Source organism: Kitasatospora sp. NPDC088783, from assembly GCF_044750705.1.
Classification (GTDB): domain Bacteria; phylum Actinomycetota; class Actinomycetes; order Streptomycetales; family Streptomycetaceae; genus Kitasatospora; species Kitasatospora fiedleri.
The window spans coordinates 32,674-48,381 of record NZ_JBIVKJ010000014.1 but is presented as its reverse complement, the minus strand read 5'-3'; the positions used below and the strand labels follow the sequence as shown (position 1 = coordinate 48,381).

Here is a 15,708-nt window from a genome sequence, read left to right as displayed (position 1 = left end):
GATCACTCTACGCGCCACCGACCGGACGGAACCGGGGACGCTGGGCGAACCGCTGCGCCGGGCGTGGCAGACGGTTGCGGACAGGGGCGCGGGGAACTGCGCGGCCCAGCGGGCGCGCACCGGCGGATCGCGACGCAGGACAGCGCCTCGCACCCTCCCGCGACCCCACCGACGTGCGACTCTCGCCGCGCGCGGTTCCCCGCGCCCCCGGATGCGCGTCCGCCTCCGCTAGCAGCCGCACCCGTCGCCGCTCGGCGCGGTCGCCGGCTGCTTGGGCGCGCCGATCGTCGGCAGCCCCAGCATCACGCCGGCCGGCTTCGCGGTCGGCGGGGCCGCCTGCCGCTTCTCCCAGGCGTCGCCCGCCCTGGTGCGGCGGACGGCGAGCGCGGGGCCCTCCGCGAGGAGGTGGTGCGGGGCGGCGTAGGTGATCTCGACGGTGACCATGTCGCCGGGCCGCACGCCGCCCTCGGGCCGCGTGCCGTGCTCTTCGTTCTCCCCTCGCAAGCTCCGGGAGAAGTGGACCAGCCGGTTGTCGGGGGCGCGGCCGGAGAGCCGGTCGGTGCGGTCGTCCTTCTTGCCCTCGCCCTCGGCGACCAGGATCTCCAGCGTGCGGCCGACCTGCTTCTTGTTCTCCTCCCAGGAGATCTCCTCCTGGAGGGCGATCAGCCGGTCGTAGCGCTCCTGCACCACGGCCTTGGGCACCTGGTCCGCCATGTCGGCGGCCGGCGTCCCCGGGCGCTTGGAGTACTGGAAGGTGAAGGCGTTGGCGAACCGGGCCTCGCGCACCACGTGCAGGGTCTGCTCGAAGTCCTCGTCCGTCTCGCCGGGGAAGCCGACGATGATGTCGGTGGAGATCGCCGCGTCCGGCATCGCGGCCCGGACCTTCTCGATGATGCCGAGGAAGCGTTCCTGCCGGTAGGAGCGCCGCATCGCCTTGAGGACGGTGTCGGAGCCGGACTGCAGCGGCATGTGCAGCTGGTGCATCACGTTGGGCGTCTCGGCCATCGCGGCGATGACGTCGTCGGTGAAGTCGCGCGGGTGCGGGGAGGTGAACCGGACCCGCTCCAGGCCCTCGACCTGGCCGCAGGCGCGCAGCAGCTTGCCGAACGCCTCCCGGTCGCCGAGGTCGGAACCGTACGCGTTGACGTTCTGCCCGAGCAGGGTGACCTCGACGACGCCCTCGGCGACCAGCGCCTCGACCTCGGCGAGGACGTCGCCGGGCCGGCGGTCCTCCTCCTTGCCGCGCAGGGCGGGGACGATGCAGAAGGTGCAGGTGTTGTTGCAGCCGACCGAGATCGCGACCCAGGCGGCGTACGCGGACTCGCGCCGGGTGGGCAGGGTGGAGGGGAAGGTCTCCAGCGATTCGAGGATCTCGACCTGGGCCTTGCGCTCGACGGCGGCGCGCTCCAGCAGGGCGGGCAGGTGGCCGATGTTGTGGGTGCCGAAGACCACGTCGACCCAGGGGGCCTTGCGGACGATGGTCTCGCGGTCCTTCTGCGCCAGGCAGCCGCCGACGGCGATCTGCATGCCGCGGTTGGCCTGCTTGGCGGGGGCGAGCCGGCCGAGGTTGCCGTACAGCTTGTTGTCGGCGTTCTCGCGGACCGCGCAGGTGTTGAAGACCACCAGGTCGGGGTCGCCGTCGCCGGCCGCCTTGGCGTAGCCGGCCTCCTCCAGCAGCCCGGACAGGCGCTCGGAGTCGTGGACGTTCATCTGGCAGCCGTACGTGACGACCTTGTAAGTTCGCAAGCTCTCCTCCATACCCACAGAGCCAAGGGTAAGGGCAGCGGCGCGGGCCTCCCGCCGGGGTGCGGGCGGCGGGGAGGGGGCTCCCGCCGGGCGGTGGGGGCTGGCAGTATCCACGGCATGGCTGCTGCGAACCCGCTCCTCCGCCCCGGCGCCGCGCTGCGGTCCGCGGCCCGTTCCGTGCTGCGCGGCCGGCTGGTGCGGGTCGCCGCGGTGCTGCTGCTGGTGGCGGGGGGCGCGGGCGGCTGGTGGGTGTCCTCGGCGCGCTCCTCGTCCGGCCCGCACGGGCGGGTGGCGTTCGCCACCGGGGTGGACGGCGGGGTGTACGACCGCTACGGGGTGCTGCTGCAGCAGTACCTGGGCGACCACATGCCGGGGCTGAAGGTGCAGCTGGACAACTCCGAGGGCTCGCTGGACAACCTGGAGCGGCTGGTGACGCACCAGGACGACTTCGCGGTGGCCACGGCGGACGCGGTGGCCAGCTTCGGCAGTCCGGACAAGCCGGGGCTGCGGGCGATCGCCCGGCTGTACGACGACTACATGCAGCTGGTGGTGCCGGCCGACTCGCCGGTGCACTCGGTGGCGGACCTGCGCGGGCTGCGGGTCGGGGTGGGGCAGGCGAAGTCGGGCGTGAACCTGGTGACCCGGCGGCTGCTGGAGGCGGCGGGCCTGAACCCGGACCGGGACGTGCGGCCGTCGCCGGTCAGCGTCGTCCAGGCCGCGGACGAGCTGCAGCGCGACCGGCTGGACGCGTTCTTCTGGTCGGGCGGCCTGCCGACCGCGGCGCTGTCCGACCTGTCGGAGCGGACCCCGATCCGGATCGTCCCGATGGGCGACCTGTCCGACCCGCTGCACCAGCTGGCGGGCCCCGGCATGGACGCGTACCGGGCGGCGACCATCCCGGCGGACGCCTACCCGGACGTGGAGCCGGAGCGGACGGCGGTGCCGACGGTCGCGGTGCCGAACCTGCTGGTGACCCGGGCGGACGTGGACCCGGCGCTGGTGGAGGCGCTGACCCGGGCGGTGATCGACAGCCGGGACGACATCGGCCGCCAGGTGCACGCCGCCCAGCTGGTGGACCTGCGCACCGCGGTGTACACCGACCCGCTGCCGCTGCACGAGGGCGCCCGGCGCTACTACCAGTCCGTCAAGCCCTGAGCCGCCGCCCCGGCCGCCGCCGCGGAGCCCGGCGCGGGCCGGTCAGCGCCGCCGCCGGGGCACGCTGAGCCGCACGGTCAGGCCGTGCGGCTCGGCGGGCTCGAAGCCGAGGCCGCCGCCGCCGGCCAGCAGCAGGGTGCGGGCGATGGACAGGCCGAGGCCGGAGCCGTCGATGTTCTGGTGCCGGGAGGAGCGCCAGAACCGGTCGCCGACCCGGTCCAGCTCCTCCTCGGTGAGGCCCGGTCCGGCGTCGGTGACGGTGGCGGTGACCTCGTCCTTGCCGATCAGCAGGCCGACCCGGACGGTGCTGCCGGCCGGGGTGAACTTCAGCGCGTTGTCCAGCACGGCGTCCAGCGCGCTGCCGAAGCCGATCGGGTCGGCCCAGGCGTGCGCCATCGGCGGACCCTCCCAGTGCAGGGCGACGCCGCGCTGCTCGGCGAGCGGGCGCCAGGCGTCGGCCCGGGTGCGGACCAGGTCGACCAGGTCGACCGGCTCGGGTTCGGGCCGGGAGCCCTCGGCGGTGGCCAGGCCGAGCAGGTCGTCCAGGACCCGGGCCAGCCGGGCGCCCTCCTCGCGGACCGCGACGAGTTCCTCCTCGTGGCCCTCGGGCAGGTCCAGGCCGATCAGCTCGACCCGCAGCAGCAGCGCGGCGAGCGGGTTGCGCAGCTGGTGGGAGGCGTCGGCGACGAAGGCCCGCTGCTGGTCGATGGCGAGCACCACGTGGTCGGCCATGTCGTTGAAGGAGCGGGCCAGCCGGCGCAGTTCGGGCGGTCCGCCGCTGGGGGCGACCCGGGCGCCGAGCCGTCCGGTGGCGATGTCGTGGGTGGCCCGGTCCAGGGTGCGGACGGGGCGCAGCACCCAGCCGGTGAGCCGGACGGCGAGCAGGATGGCGACGATCATGGCGAGCGCCTCGCCGCCGGCCAGCACCATCCAGCGGTGCAGGACGCGCGAGCGCAGCCCGTCGGTGGGCGACTCGGTGAGCACCACGGCGATCACGTCGCCGTCCCGGACCACCGGCAGGGCGACGGCCAGGGTGCGGTCGGGGGTCCAGGGCCAGACCTGCGGCGGGTTGTGGCTGCGGCGGCCGGCCAGGGCCTCCTGGTACGCCTGCCGGCCGGGCCCGGCGGCGGGGGGCCGCCAGCCGCCGGGGGAGACCGCGATGGCGCTGCCGTCGCGCTGGAAGAGGCCGATCCGGGCGCCGTACAGCTCCTGGTAGCGGTCGGCCTCGGTGGCCAGGGCGTGCAGTCGGCCGTTGTCGCCGGGGCCGGGCTGCGGGTCGCCCTTGACGGCGGTGGTGAGGCGGCCCTGGGTGGGCAGGTCCTGGGCGAAGCGGGCGGCGTCGTCGATCCGGTCGACGACCACCTTGGACTGCTCGGAGGCGGCGATCAGGTAGGCCAGGGGCACCCCGAGCGCGGCCAGCACGCAGGCCATCAGGGCGATCAGGATGCCGAGCAGGCGGTTGCGCACGTGCGGTCAGCGCCCCGCCGCGCCGTCGCGGGAGCCGGTGCCGTCCTGGGAGCCGGGGCCGTGCCCGGGACCGGTGGTGCCGTGCCCGGGGCCGCTGTCGGGCTGCTCGGGGCCGCTGTCGGGCTGGTCGGGGATCAGCCGGTAGCCGACCCCGCGGACGGCCTCGACCAGGCCGGGCAGGCCGAGCTTGGTGCGCAGCGAGCCGATGTGCACCTCCAGGGTGCGGCCGTTGCCCTCCCAGCCGGAGCGCCAGACCTCGCTGAAGATCTGTTCGCGGCGGTAGACCACGCCGGGGCTCTGGGCGAGCAGCGCCAGCAGGTCGAACTCCTTGCGGGTGAGCGGGACGTCGCGGCCCTCGACGGAGACCCGGCGGCGCTCGCGGTCGATCTCGACGCCGCGGGAGGCCAGCGGCCCGGACGGCTCGGGGCCGTTCTCCTCGGTGCTGCGGGGGGTGCCGCGGCGGGCCACGGCGTGGATCCGGGCCAGCAGCTCGCCCATGTCGTAGGGCTTGACCACGTAGTCGTCGGCGCCGAGGTTGAGGCCGTGGATTCGGGAGCGGATGTCGGCCCGCGCGGTCACCATGATCACCGGGACGCCGCTGCCGGCCCGGATCCGGCTGCACACCTCGAAGCCGTCGCGGTCGGGCAGGCCGAGGTCGAGCAGCACCACCCGGTAGGGGTCGCTGCCGTCCGGGACGAGCGCGTCCAGCGCCTCGTGGCCGCTGCGGGCGTGCCGGACCTGGAAGCCGTGCCGGCCGAGCACCGCCACCAGGGCGGAAGCCACGCGGTCGTCGTCCTCGACCAGGAGCAGGCGCATCGGGTTTCCTTTCCGTGGGGTTCGTTCGGGCTGGTTCGGACACGTGCGGGCGTTCGGTGCCGCGGCCCGCGCCCGGGTCGGGGCACGGCCCGCGGCAGCGCGTTGTCATGGCCGGGCCCGCGGCGGGACCGGGCCATCCTGGCATCCATGCCCATCCGGCGTCACCCGGTCAACCGGGTTGCCCGGTCCGTTACCCAGCCGGTATCCGCTACCCGTCGACTACCCGGCGTAGCCGAACCGTGATCCTCAAGTTCAGCTCAGATCGGCTGACGAGGGGTCGTGTACCTGCCTAAAGTCACCCCGTCCGGGGGTCGTGGGCTCCGCCGGCTCCGGCCCCCGGACATCAGACGGACCATCACCGGCTCTGCGGCCCTTGCGAGTTGGCCCGGGTTCGGAGGACGAGGGAGCGAGCCGCGATGACCGAGAACAGTGCCGGGCTGCCCGAGCCGGAAGGCGGCGGGGCCGCCCCGCTGGTGGCGCTGCGCGGGGTGAACAAGCACTTCGGCGCGCTGCACGTGCTGCAGGACGTCGACCTGGAGATCGCCCAGGGCGAGGTCGTGGTGCTGATCGGCCCGTCCGGTTCCGGCAAGTCCACGCTGTGCCGCACCATCAACCGGCTGGAGACCATCGACTCCGGCACGATCGAGGTGGACGGCCGCCCGCTGCCCGCCGAGGGCCGCGAGCTGGCCCGGCTGCGCGCCCAGGTCGGCATGGTGTTCCAGTCCTTCAACCTGTTCGCGCACAAGACGGTGCTGCAGAACGTGGTGCTCGCCCAGGTGAAGGTCGGCCGGGTGCCGAAGGCGCAGGCCGAGCGGACCGCCCGCGAGCTGCTGGAGCGGGTCGGCGTCGGCGCGCAGGCCGACAAGTACCCCGCCCAGCTGTCCGGCGGCCAGCAGCAGCGGGTGGCGATCGCCCGCGCGCTGGCGATGGACCCGAAGGTGATGCTGTTCGACGAGCCGACCTCGGCCCTCGACCCGGAGATGGTCAACGAGGTGCTGGAGGTGATGCGTTCGCTCGCCGCCAAGGGCATGACCATGGTGGTGGTGACCCACGAGATGGGCTTCGCGCGCTCGGCCGCCAACCGCGTCCTGTTCATGGCGGACGGCCGGATCGTGGAGGAGAACACCCCGGAGGCGTTCTTCACCGCGCCGCGCAGCGACCGCGCCAAGGACTTCCTCTCGAAGATCCTGCACCACTGAGTCCGACATTGATCTAGCGTCAGTTCGCATTTGCCCGGAGCCAGCGATGGCCCCTACCGAGGAGAGAACGACCGCATGAAGGCCCGTCGTACCGTAGCCGCCGCCCTGTCCGTGCTCGCCCTGACCGCGGTCGCGGCCTGCGGCAAGGACGGCACCCCGAACTCGGACGCCGGCGGGAAGGGCGGCTCGGCCGCCCCCCAGCTGCCGACCTACCAGGTGAACGCCGACGCCAAGCTGGACGGCTCGCCGGTGTGGACCAAGGCCAAGGCGAGCGGCAAGCTCCGCATCGGCGCCAAGTCGGACCAGCCGTTCCTCGGCTTCGAGGACGTGCAGACCGGCAAGCGCAACGGCTTCGACATCGAGATCGCCAAGATGATCGCCGCCGACCTCGGCTTCTCCGCGGACCAGGTCGAGTTCACCACGATCAACTCCAGCGCCCGCGAGACCTCGATCGCCGGCGACCAGATCGACTACTACGTCGGCACCTACTCGATCAACGACAACCGCAAGAAGCAGATCGACTTCGCCGGCCCGTACTACATCGCCGGCCAGTCGCTGCTGGTGAACAAGGACGACACCTCCATCACCGACGCGAAGTCGACCAGCGGCAAGGCGGTCTGCACCGTCACCGGTTCGACCTCGGTCGACAACATCAACAAGTACGGCGCCAAGGTCACCACCTTCGAGAGCTACTCGCTCTGCGTGGAGAAGCTGCTCACCAAGGAGGTCGACGCGGTCACCACCGACGACGCGATCCTCAAGGGCTACGCCGCGAAGAACCAGGGCAAGCTCAAGGTCGTCGGCGAGCCGTTCTCCACCGAGCGCTACGGCGTCGGCCTGAAGAAGGGCGACGCGGTGCTGCAGAAGGCGATCAACGACGCCCTCAAGAAGCACGAGGACAACGGCGACTGGAAGAAGGCGTACGACGCCACCCTGGGCCTGTCCGGCTCGGCCGCGCCGTCCGTCCCCGCGCTGGACCCGACCGCCTGACGCCCGACCCGACCGATACCGAGAAAGGAGGGCCGCCGGCATGGGCATACCGTTCGAGGACGGCAACTTCTCGCTGTTCGTCCGCGGGTTCCTGGGAACGCTCGAACTGAGCGCGCTCAGTGCCCTGTTCGCCCTGCTGCTGGGCTTCATGCTGGCGGCCTTCCGCGTCTCGCCGGTCCCGGTGCTGCGGGCCTTCGGCGGCACCTGGGTGACGATCTTCCGCAACACCCCGCTGACCCTGCTGTTCTTCGCGGTGACCTTCGTGCTGCCGCGGCTGGACGTGCACATCAGCAGCTTCACCGCCGCCGTGGCCGCGCTCAGCGTCTACACCGGCAGCTTCGTCTGCGAGGTGCTGCGCGCGGGCATCAACACGGTGCCGCTGGGCCAGGCCGAGGCCGCCCGCTCGCTGGGCATGGGCTTCGGCCAGACCCTCGGCCTGGTGGTGCTGCCGCAGGCGGCCCGGGCGGTGACCGCGCCGATGGGCTCGGTGTTCATCGCGCTGCCCCGCAACTCGGCCATCGCCGGCGCCTTCAACGTGTTCGAGCTGTTCAGCGTGCAGAAGACCCTGACCGAGAAGGGGTACGCCATCTTCGCCATCTTCTTCTGGGTGGCCCTGGCCTACCTGGTGATCAGCTTCGCGATCGGCACGGTCGTCTCCGCCCTGGAGCGGCGCACGGCGGTGACCCGATGAGCACCCGCACCGCCTCCGTCCTGTACGACGTCCCCGGCCCGCGGGCCCGGCGGCGCTACCTGCTGCTCGGCGCGCTCGGCGCGCTCGGCATCGCCGCCCTGCTCTGGTGGGTCGTCTCCACCCTGGCCGACCAGGGCCAGTTCGACGGCTGGCTGTGGGACTCCTTCCAGTACACCGCCGTCCAGCAGCGCATCCTCGACGGCGTCCTGGCCACCCTGAAGGCCTTCGGCCTGGCCGCGGTCGGCTCGCTGGTGCTCGGCTCCCTGCTCGCGGTCGGGCGGCTGTCCGACCACCGCCCGGTGCGGGCGGTGTGCACCGCGGTGGTCCAGTTCTTCCGGGCCATGCCGCTGGTGATCATGATCTTCGCGCTCTACCAGGCGGTGTTCACCGCCCGGCCGATGTGGGGCCTGGTCATCGGCCTGGTCCTCTACAACGGCGCCGTGCAGGCCGAGATCATCCGCTCCGGCATCAACGCCGTCCCGCGCGGCCAGTCCGAGGCGGCCCACGCCCTGGGCCTGCGCAAGACCCAGGTGATGAGCCTGGTGCTCGTCCCGCAGGCGGTCCGGACCATGCTGCCCGCGATCATCGGCCAGCTGGTCGTCACCCTCAAGGACACCTCGCTCGGCTACATCATCACCTACCCCGAGCTGCTGTACGTGGGCAAGCTGATCGCCTCCAACTCCGACGGCTACCCGTACATCCCGGTCGTCCTGGTGATCACCCCGATCTACATCGCCATGTGCCTCGCCCTCGGCGGCCTGGCCCGCTGGATCGAGTCCCGCGGCCGTCGCGGCGCGAAGCCCCGCCGCACGTCCGCTGCTTGACGGACACCCAGGTGATCTGTTGCATTGCTCTTCGTGACACCACCTGGGACCTCCCACCCGGCATATGACGCACCGGCGGCCGCGGCCGCCCGCCCGAAGGCCCCGACATGGACGCGGTGATCATCGTCGGGGCCGGGCCGGTCGGTCTCGCCCTGGCCCTCGCCCTGGCCCGCAACGACGTGCCCAGCACCGTCCTGGACGAGGGCACCGGCGTGAGCCCGGAGAGCCCCCGCACCGTCGTGCTCGGCGGCGACACCGCCGCCTTCCTGGCCCGGATCGGCTACACCCGGGTGGTCTCCGACGCCGCCCGCTGGGACGCCTTCACCGTCTGGCGCCGCCGCGCCGAGGTGCTGCGCCTGCCGCTGGACGCCGAACCCGTGCTGCACCTCGCCCAGCACCGCCTCCAGCGCGGCCTGCGCGACGCCGTCGCCGCCACCCCGCTGATCCGCCTGCTGCCGCGCCACCGGGTGGTCGAACTCGCCCAGGACCGCGACGGGGTGACGGTCCGCACCACCTCCGCCGGGGAGGAGGCCTGGTGGCACGGCAGCCACCTGGTCGGCTGCGACGGCGCCCGCTCCACCGTCCGCAAGCTGCTCAAGGTCCGCTTCCCCGGCCGGCCCGCCGTCGACCGGCACGCCGTCGCCACCGTCCGGGTCGACCTGCCCTTCCCCGGCGAGGCCCGGCTGCACCGCGAACCCCCGTGGCGCGGCGACCGCGAGGCCTCCGCCCGCCCGCTGCCCGACGGCCTGTGGCGGCTCGACTGGCGGCTGCCCCCCGGCCGCCCCCAGCCCACCGAGCCCGTCGACCCGCACGCCACCTGGCCCGGCATCGTCACCGGCGACACCCTGCTCACCCGGGTCACCGCCGCGCTCACCGGCTGGTGCGGCGAACTCCCGCCCCACCAGCTGCTGGCCGCCGCCGACCACACCTACCAGCAGCGGCTGGCCGGCCGGTTCCGCACCGGCCGCTGCTTCCTCGCCGGCGACGCCGCCCACCTGCACGGCGCCCTCGGCATGCAGAACCTCGCCGACGGCCTGCGCGACGCCGACAACCTCGCCTGGCGGCTCGCCCTCGCCTGGCACCTGCCCCCCGGCACCGAGCGCGCCGACCGCGCCCTGCTGGACGGCTACGAGGCCGAGCGCCGCGGCGCGGTCGGCGCCCGGCTGCGCGCCGTCGACCAGAGCATGCCGCTGCTGCGCCCGCTGCGCGGCTGGGCCGAGACCCGGCGCGCGCTGATCTCCGGCTCCTTCCGCAAGCACGCTCCGCTGCTCGCCGACGGCCAGCTCGGCACCGGCCGCTTCGGCGGCGCCCCCGCCTACCCGGCCGCGCCCTCCGGCGTCGCCCCCCGCGTCCCCGAGCAGCGCGGCGCCGGCCGCGGCACCGCGCTCACCGAGCAGCTCCCGGCCACCGCCCCCGGCGTCCTGGTCCCCGACCTCCCGGTGGTCACCGCCGACGGCGCCGCGGACACCCTCCGGGCCCGCCTCGGCGGCCCGTTCCTGCTGGTCCTGGTCGCCCCCGGCACCACCGTCTGGTCCGCCGAGCACTGGCTCGGCGCCGGCCTGATGCCCCGCCTGGCCGAACTCGCCGCCGCCCTCCCCGTCCCCACCGAGGTCCTGGTCACCGACGGCTACCCCGGCGCCACCCCGCACACCGTCCTGCTGATCCGCCCCGACGGCCACCTGCTGGGCACCACCCCCGGCCTCCAGCCCGAGACCCTGCACGCCCTGACCGCCCCGCTCACCCCCAAGCCGGGCCTGGAGCAGGAACCGACCAAGGGCTGACCGGCCTCCCCCGCGCCGGGGTCCGACCGCGGGGGTTCGAAGACGGGGGGTTCGAAGACGGGTCCTAGCGGGCGACCTCGGTCGCCCGCGACTCCCGCACCACCGTGATCCGGATCTGCCCCGGGTAGGTCAGTTCCTCCCGGACCTGCCGGGCGACCTCCTTGGCGATCTCCTGCGCCCGCAGGTCGTCCACCGCCTCCGGCTGCACCATGACCCGGACCTCCCGGCCGGCCTGCATCGCGTAGACCTTGGTGACGCCCTCGTGCGCCCGGGCGATCTCCTCCAGCCGCTCCAGCCGGCGGACGTACGCCTCCACCGACTCCTTGCGCGCGCCCGGCCGCCCGGCCGAGCAGGCGTCGGCGGCCTGGGTGAGCACCGCCTCGACGGTCTTCGCCTCGATCTCGCCGTGGTGCGCCGCTATCGCGTGCACGACCTCCTCCGCCTCGCCGTGCCGCCGGGCGAACTCCGCGCCGATCGCGGCGTGGCTGCCCGGCACCCGGTGGCTGAGCGCCTTGCCGATGTCGTGCAGCAGCGCGGCCCGGCGCACCTGTTCGGGGTCGACGCCGAGCTCCGCGGCCATCATCCCGGCCAGGTGCGCGGACTCCACCAGGTGCCCGAGCACGTTCTGCCCGTACGAGGTGCGGTAGCGCAACGTGCCCAGCGTGCGGACCAGTTCGGGCGACATCTCGCCGCTCGCGCCGATCCCGACGGTGAGCAGCGCGTCCTCCCCGGCCCGGACGCAGAGCCGCTCGACCTCGACCCGGCTGCGCTCGTGCGCCTCCTCGATCCGCGCCGGGTGGATCCGCCCGTCGACCAGCAGCGCCTCCAGGGTGAGCCGGGCGCTCTCCCGGCGGACCGGGTCGAAGCAGGAGAGCTGCACCAGGCCGGGGGTGTCGTCGACGATCAGGTTGACGCCGGTGACGGCCTCGAAGGCGCGGATGTTGCGGCCCTCGCGCCCGATCACCCGGCCCTTCATGTCCTCGCTGGGCAGCCGCAGGGTGGTGACCACGGTGTCGGCGGTGTGCTCGGCGGCCAGCCGCTGGACGGACGAGGCGATGATCTCCCGGGCCCGGCCCTCGCCCTCGGTGACCGCCCGCCGCTCGATCTCCCGGACGCTCAGCGCGGCTTCCCGGCGGGCCTCCGACTCGGCGGCCCGGACGATCTCCTCGCGGGCCTGGGCGGCGGTCAGCCCGGCGGTGCGCTCCAGCAGCAGGCGGTTCTCCACCGCCTGGCCGGCGAGTTCGTCGCGCACCCGCTCGGCGTCGGCGGCGCGGGCGGCGAGTTCGTCCTCGTGCGCGTGCAGGCGGTGCAGTTCGGAGGTCAACCGCTCCTCGCGGCGGTCGAGTTCGGCCCGGCGCTGCCGGAGCATCAGGAACCCGGCGGCCAGCACCAGCACCAGGGCGCCGATCAGCACTCCGGCCGCCAGCAGCAGGGAGGAACCCGTTTCGGTGCCCTGAGCGATGCCCATCCGGCCACTCCCCGTCCTGCTCACGCTACCGCCGAGGCGACCTCCGCGATCGTCCTGCCACTGAGTGTGAGGCTAGGCCGAGGTTACGAAACGGTCAAGATGCGATCGAGAATTGGCTCCGGCGATCTGATCACCGGTCATCACATCGCACCGCACCACATCTCGCCCCGCGTCCCGCGCCCCGCGCCCGTGGTCAGTCGTCCGCGTCCGCCCAGTCCTCCGCACCCTCCTCCGCACCGTCGGCGCCTTCCGCGTCCAGCGCCTCCCGGACCACCCGGAACGCCAGGCCCTCGGCGTAGCCGCGCCGGGCCAGCACCCCGACCAGCCGCCGGGTCCGGACGCCCCGGTCCAGCCCGGCGGTGGAGCGCAACTTCCGGGCCACCAGCGCCCGGGCGGCCTCCGACTCGTCCTCGGCGTCCACCTGGAGCAGGGCCCGCTCGGCGGCCTCCCCGACGACGCCCTTGGTCCGCAACTCCTGGGCCAGCGCCCGCCGGGACAGCCCGCGCACCGCGTGCCGGGACTCCACCCAGGCTTCGGCGAAGGCGGCGTCGTCGATCAGCCCGACCTCCTCCAACCGGGACAGCACCTGCTCGGCCACCTCGTCCGGGATCTCCTTGCGGCGCAGCGCGTCGGCCAGCTGCTTGCGGGACTTGGCGGCCCCGGTGAGCAGCCGTAGGCAGATGTCCCGGGCCCGGTCCGCCGGATCGCCGACCGGCTCGACGGCCCGCGCCCGCCCGCGCCGTCCCGACCGCGACTCCCCGTCGCCGCCGGTCCGTTCGCCCTCCCCGCGCCCGGTCTCCGCGCGTTCGGTCTCGCCGCGCCCGGTCTCCCCGCGTTCGGCCTTGGTGCGCCGCCGGGCCCGCGGCCGCTCCGCCGCCACCGGCTCCGCGGCCGGCAGCTCCCCCAGCGCGCTGCGCCGTCGCCGCCTGCCCCCGGGCAGCTCGGACGCCCGCACCAGCCCGGGCAACTCCCCCACCGGAGCGGCCGGTTCCCCGGCCGCCGCCGCGAACCAGTCCGGCGGGCCGTCCGACTCCGGCGCCGGCTCCTCCTCTTCCCCCGCGACGGCCGCGAACCAGTCCGGCGGGCCGTCCCCGCTCCCGTGGTCGCCGGCGTCCCCGGGAACGCCCGCACCGGGCCCGTCCTCGGACGGACCCGGTGCCGGGTGGTCGTGCTGCTGGTGGCGTGTCAACGGATCAGCTCTTGGCAGCGGCCGCCGTCTTCTTGGCCGCGGCCTTCGCGGGGGCCGCCGCGGCCGGGACCACGGCCGGGACCTCCGCCGCGGGAGCCTCGCCCTCGCCCTCGGCGACGGGCGGCTTCGGGCCGATGCCCAGCTTGCCCTTGATCTTGGCCTCGATCTCGTCGGCCAGCTGCGGGTTGTCGCGCAGGAAGTTGCGGGCGTTCTCCTTGCCCTGGCCGAGCTGGTCGCCCTCGTAGGTGTACCAGGCGCCGGACTTCCGGATGAAGCCGTGCTCCACGCCCATGTCGATCAGGCCGCCCTCGCGGCTGATGCCGACGCCGTAGAGGATGTCGAACTCGGCCTGCTTGAACGGCGCGGCGACCTTGTTCTTGACCACCTTGACGCGGGTGCGGTTGCCGACCGCGTCGGTGCCGTCCTTCAGGGTCTCGATCCGCCGGATGTCGAGGCGGACCGAGGCGTAGAACTTGAGCGCGCGCCCACCGGTGGTGGTCTCCGGCGAGCCGAACATCACGCCGATCTTCTCGCGCAACTGGTTGATGAAGATCGCGGTGGTGTTCGACTGGTTCAGCGCACCGGCGATCTTCCGCAGCGCCTGGCTCATCAGCCGGGCCTGGAGGCCGACGTGCGAGTCGCCCATCTCGCCCTCGATCTCGGCGCGCGGCACCAGCGCGGCCACCGAGTCGATGATCACCAGGTCGATCGCGCCGGAGCGGATCAGCATGTCGGTGATCTCCAGCGCCTGCTCGCCGGTGTCCGGCTGGCTGACCAGCAGGGCGTCGGTGTCCACGCCGAGCTTCTTGGCGTACTCGGGGTCGAGCGCGTGCTCGGCGTCGACGAAGGCGACGGTGCCGCCGGCCCGCTGCGCGTTGGCGGCGATGTGCAGGGTCAGGGTGGTCTTGCCGGAGGACTCGGGGCCGTAGATCTCGACCACCCGGCCGCGCGGGATGCCGCCCACGCCGAGCGCCACGTCGAGGGCGGTGGATCCGGTGGAGATCACCTCGACCGGCTCGTTCGCCTTCTCGCCGAGGCGCATCACCGAGCCCTTGCCGAACTGTCGCTCGATTTGGGCGAGTGCGGCCTCAAGGGCCTTCTCGCGGTCCGTTCCTGCCATGGCTTCCACCCTCGGGTTCTGTCCTGTGCGCTTCATCGTCACCGACGCTAGCGCGTCCCACCGACAATCGGCCCCGGACGGGCTCGGCCTGTGGAAAACTCCGCGCCGAAGAGTACAAAGAACATCTGTTCGATTCCAGTGTCGCACCTCACCCGCCCGTTCCGGGGCCGCGCCGCCCGGTGCGGCGCGGCGCGGACCCGCACCGACTCAGCGGGCGCTGCCCATGCCCCGGTCGGCCTCGGCCCCCTCCAGCAGCAGGGTGGTCTCCTCGATCCGGCGGAACCGGCCGTCCGCCGCCAGGTCGGCGAACACGTAGACCTCCATGCTCACGGTGGAGCCGTCGGTCTTGACCAGGTGCGCGGTGTGCCGGTCCGCGTAGCGGTCGCCGTCGCGCAGCTCCTCGTGGACCTCGAACCGGCCCCCGGCGACGACGCCGCGCAGGTGCGCGATGTGGTCGACGAACTGCGCGCGGTCGGCCCACTCGCCGTCGGTGCGCTGGCGGTAGTCGGGGGTGAAGTGGCGGTCGGCGGCCTCGGCGACGGTGAGGTCGCGGTCGAGCAGGAGGTCGGTGAGCGCGGCCTCGATGCCGGTGCGGGTCATGGCGGGGTCCTTCCGTCGATGCGGATCGAAATGCGTGCGCGGCGCACGCTTCTTCCAGGACTCTAGCCCAGATGCGTGCGCGGCGCACGCATCTGGGCCGAAAAAGCGTGCGCCGCGCACGCTAATCTGGTGGGCATGGAGAACGACACGGGCACCGCCATCGCCGAAGCACTCGGCGTCCTGCTCCGCCGCACCACCCGGGTCCGGCTGCACCGGCAGCTGACCGAGGGCCTGGGGCCGGCCCTGGACGAGCTGACCTACCCGGTCCTCAGCGCACTGGCCCGCACCGGCCCGCACAGCGCCGCCGACCTGGCGCCCGAGATCGGGCTGGACCGCTCCGGCACCACCCGCCGGGCCTCCCGCCTGGAGGAGGCGGGCCTGATCCGCCGCGAGCCGGACCCGGCCGACCGCCGCGCCCACCTGCTGGTCCTGACCCCGCAGGGCGAACGGGCCGTCGCGGAACTCCGCCGCCGCCTGACCGAACGCATCACCGAGGGCCTCGCCGACTGGCCGCCGGGCGAGGCCGAGGACTTCGCCCGCCAGCTGCGCCGCTTCACCACCGAGGGCCCCTTCGCCTGACCCGCCCGGCACCCCCCGCCCGGCCGCGGACCCCGCCCGACAGCCCGACCCCGGGCCCCGCTTCAGCGCCCGCCGGAGCCCGG

General features: G+C 73.9%; 14 protein-coding genes. 7 read left to right on the top strand and 7 right to left on the bottom strand.

Going from position 1 to position 15,708, the window contains the following annotated elements; genetic code table 11:
* Positions 1-228 precede the first annotated feature (228 nt).
* The gene (gene miaB / locus ACIP60_RS30375; protein ID WP_111555745.1) at positions 229-1,758 is read right to left on the bottom strand and encodes a tRNA (N6-isopentenyl adenosine(37)-C2)-methylthiotransferase MiaB; all 1,530 of its coding nucleotides are present in this window, start codon (positions 1,756-1,758) and stop codon (positions 229-231) included.
* A 105-nt stretch (positions 1,759-1,863) separates the two neighbouring features.
* On the opposite strand from miaB, the gene ACIP60_RS30370 reads away from it, so the two are divergent.
* Positions 1,864-2,901 carry a TAXI family TRAP transporter solute-binding subunit gene (locus ACIP60_RS30370; protein ID WP_400690337.1) on the top strand — a complete coding sequence of 346 codons (1,038 nt, stop codon included), beginning with the start codon at positions 1,864-1,866 and terminating at the stop codon, positions 2,899-2,901.
* Positions 2,902-2,943: 42 nt separating this feature from the next.
* Here the strand turns inward: ACIP60_RS30370 and ACIP60_RS30365 are convergent, their stop codons facing one another.
* Complete coding sequence (locus ACIP60_RS30365) at positions 2,944-4,368, bottom strand: HAMP domain-containing sensor histidine kinase (RefSeq protein ID WP_111555743.1); 1,425 nt, start codon at positions 4,366-4,368, stop codon at positions 2,944-2,946.
* 6 nt (positions 4,369-4,374) lie between these two features.
* Positions 4,375-5,184 (bottom strand): response regulator transcription factor, encoded by an 810-nt coding sequence (locus ACIP60_RS30360; protein WP_400690334.1) that lies wholly within the window; start codon positions 5,182-5,184, stop codon positions 4,375-4,377.
* A gap of 416 nt (positions 5,185-5,600) precedes the next feature.
* Between ACIP60_RS30360 and ACIP60_RS30355 the strand changes: the two genes are divergently transcribed.
* The 5 genes from ACIP60_RS30355 (at position 5,601) to ACIP60_RS30335 (ending at position 10,669) form a co-directional block, all read left to right on the top strand.
* A complete protein-coding gene (locus ACIP60_RS30355; RefSeq protein ID WP_400690331.1) occupies positions 5,601-6,383 on the top strand; it encodes an amino acid ABC transporter ATP-binding protein in 783 nt (260 codons plus the stop codon).
* A gap of 75 nt (positions 6,384-6,458) precedes the next feature.
* Positions 6,459-7,373, top strand: a complete 915-nt coding sequence (locus ACIP60_RS30350) for a glutamate ABC transporter substrate-binding protein (protein WP_400690328.1) — start codon at positions 6,459-6,461, stop codon at positions 7,371-7,373.
* 40 nt (positions 7,374-7,413) lie between these two features.
* Positions 7,414-8,064: an amino acid ABC transporter permease gene (locus ACIP60_RS30345; RefSeq protein ID WP_100840413.1), complete on the top strand. Its 651-nt coding sequence runs from the start codon at positions 7,414-7,416 to the stop codon at positions 8,062-8,064.
* Positions 8,061-8,888 (top strand): amino acid ABC transporter permease, encoded by an 828-nt coding sequence (locus ACIP60_RS30340; RefSeq protein WP_400690324.1) that lies wholly within the window; start codon positions 8,061-8,063, stop codon positions 8,886-8,888. The genes ACIP60_RS30345 and ACIP60_RS30340 overlap by 4 nt, the downstream gene beginning before the upstream one ends.
* 107 nt (positions 8,889-8,995) lie before the next feature.
* Positions 8,996-10,669 (top strand): FAD-dependent monooxygenase, encoded by a 1,674-nt coding sequence (locus ACIP60_RS30335; RefSeq protein ID WP_400690321.1) that lies wholly within the window; start codon positions 8,996-8,998, stop codon positions 10,667-10,669.
* 64 nt (positions 10,670-10,733) lie between these two features.
* Here ACIP60_RS30335 and rny read toward each other — a convergent pair whose 3' ends face one another.
* The 4 genes from rny to ACIP60_RS30315 form a co-directional block, all read right to left on the bottom strand.
* A complete protein-coding gene (rny, locus tag ACIP60_RS30330; RefSeq protein ID WP_400690318.1) occupies positions 10,734-12,137 on the bottom strand; it encodes a ribonuclease Y in 1,404 nt (467 codons plus the stop codon).
* 193 nt (positions 12,138-12,330) lie between these two features.
* A complete protein-coding gene (locus tag ACIP60_RS30325; RefSeq protein WP_400690315.1) occupies positions 12,331-13,326 on the bottom strand; it encodes a regulatory protein RecX in 996 nt (331 codons plus the stop codon).
* Between the two features lie 4 nt (positions 13,327-13,330).
* The gene (gene recA, locus ACIP60_RS30320; RefSeq protein WP_400690312.1) at positions 13,331-14,446 is read right to left on the bottom strand and encodes a recombinase RecA; all 1,116 of its coding nucleotides are present in this window, start codon (positions 14,444-14,446) and stop codon (positions 13,331-13,333) included.
* A gap of 207 nt (positions 14,447-14,653) precedes the next feature.
* Positions 14,654-15,046 (bottom strand): nuclear transport factor 2 family protein, encoded by a 393-nt coding sequence (locus ACIP60_RS30315; RefSeq protein ID WP_400690309.1) that lies wholly within the window; start codon positions 15,044-15,046, stop codon positions 14,654-14,656.
* A gap of 135 nt (positions 15,047-15,181) precedes the next feature.
* Here ACIP60_RS30315 and ACIP60_RS30310 point away from each other — a divergent pair, with 135 nt between their 5' ends.
* Positions 15,182-15,625 carry a MarR family winged helix-turn-helix transcriptional regulator gene (locus ACIP60_RS30310; RefSeq protein ID WP_400690307.1) on the top strand — a complete coding sequence of 148 codons (444 nt, stop codon included), beginning with the start codon at positions 15,182-15,184 and terminating at the stop codon, positions 15,623-15,625.
* Positions 15,626-15,708: the final 83 nt, after the last annotated feature.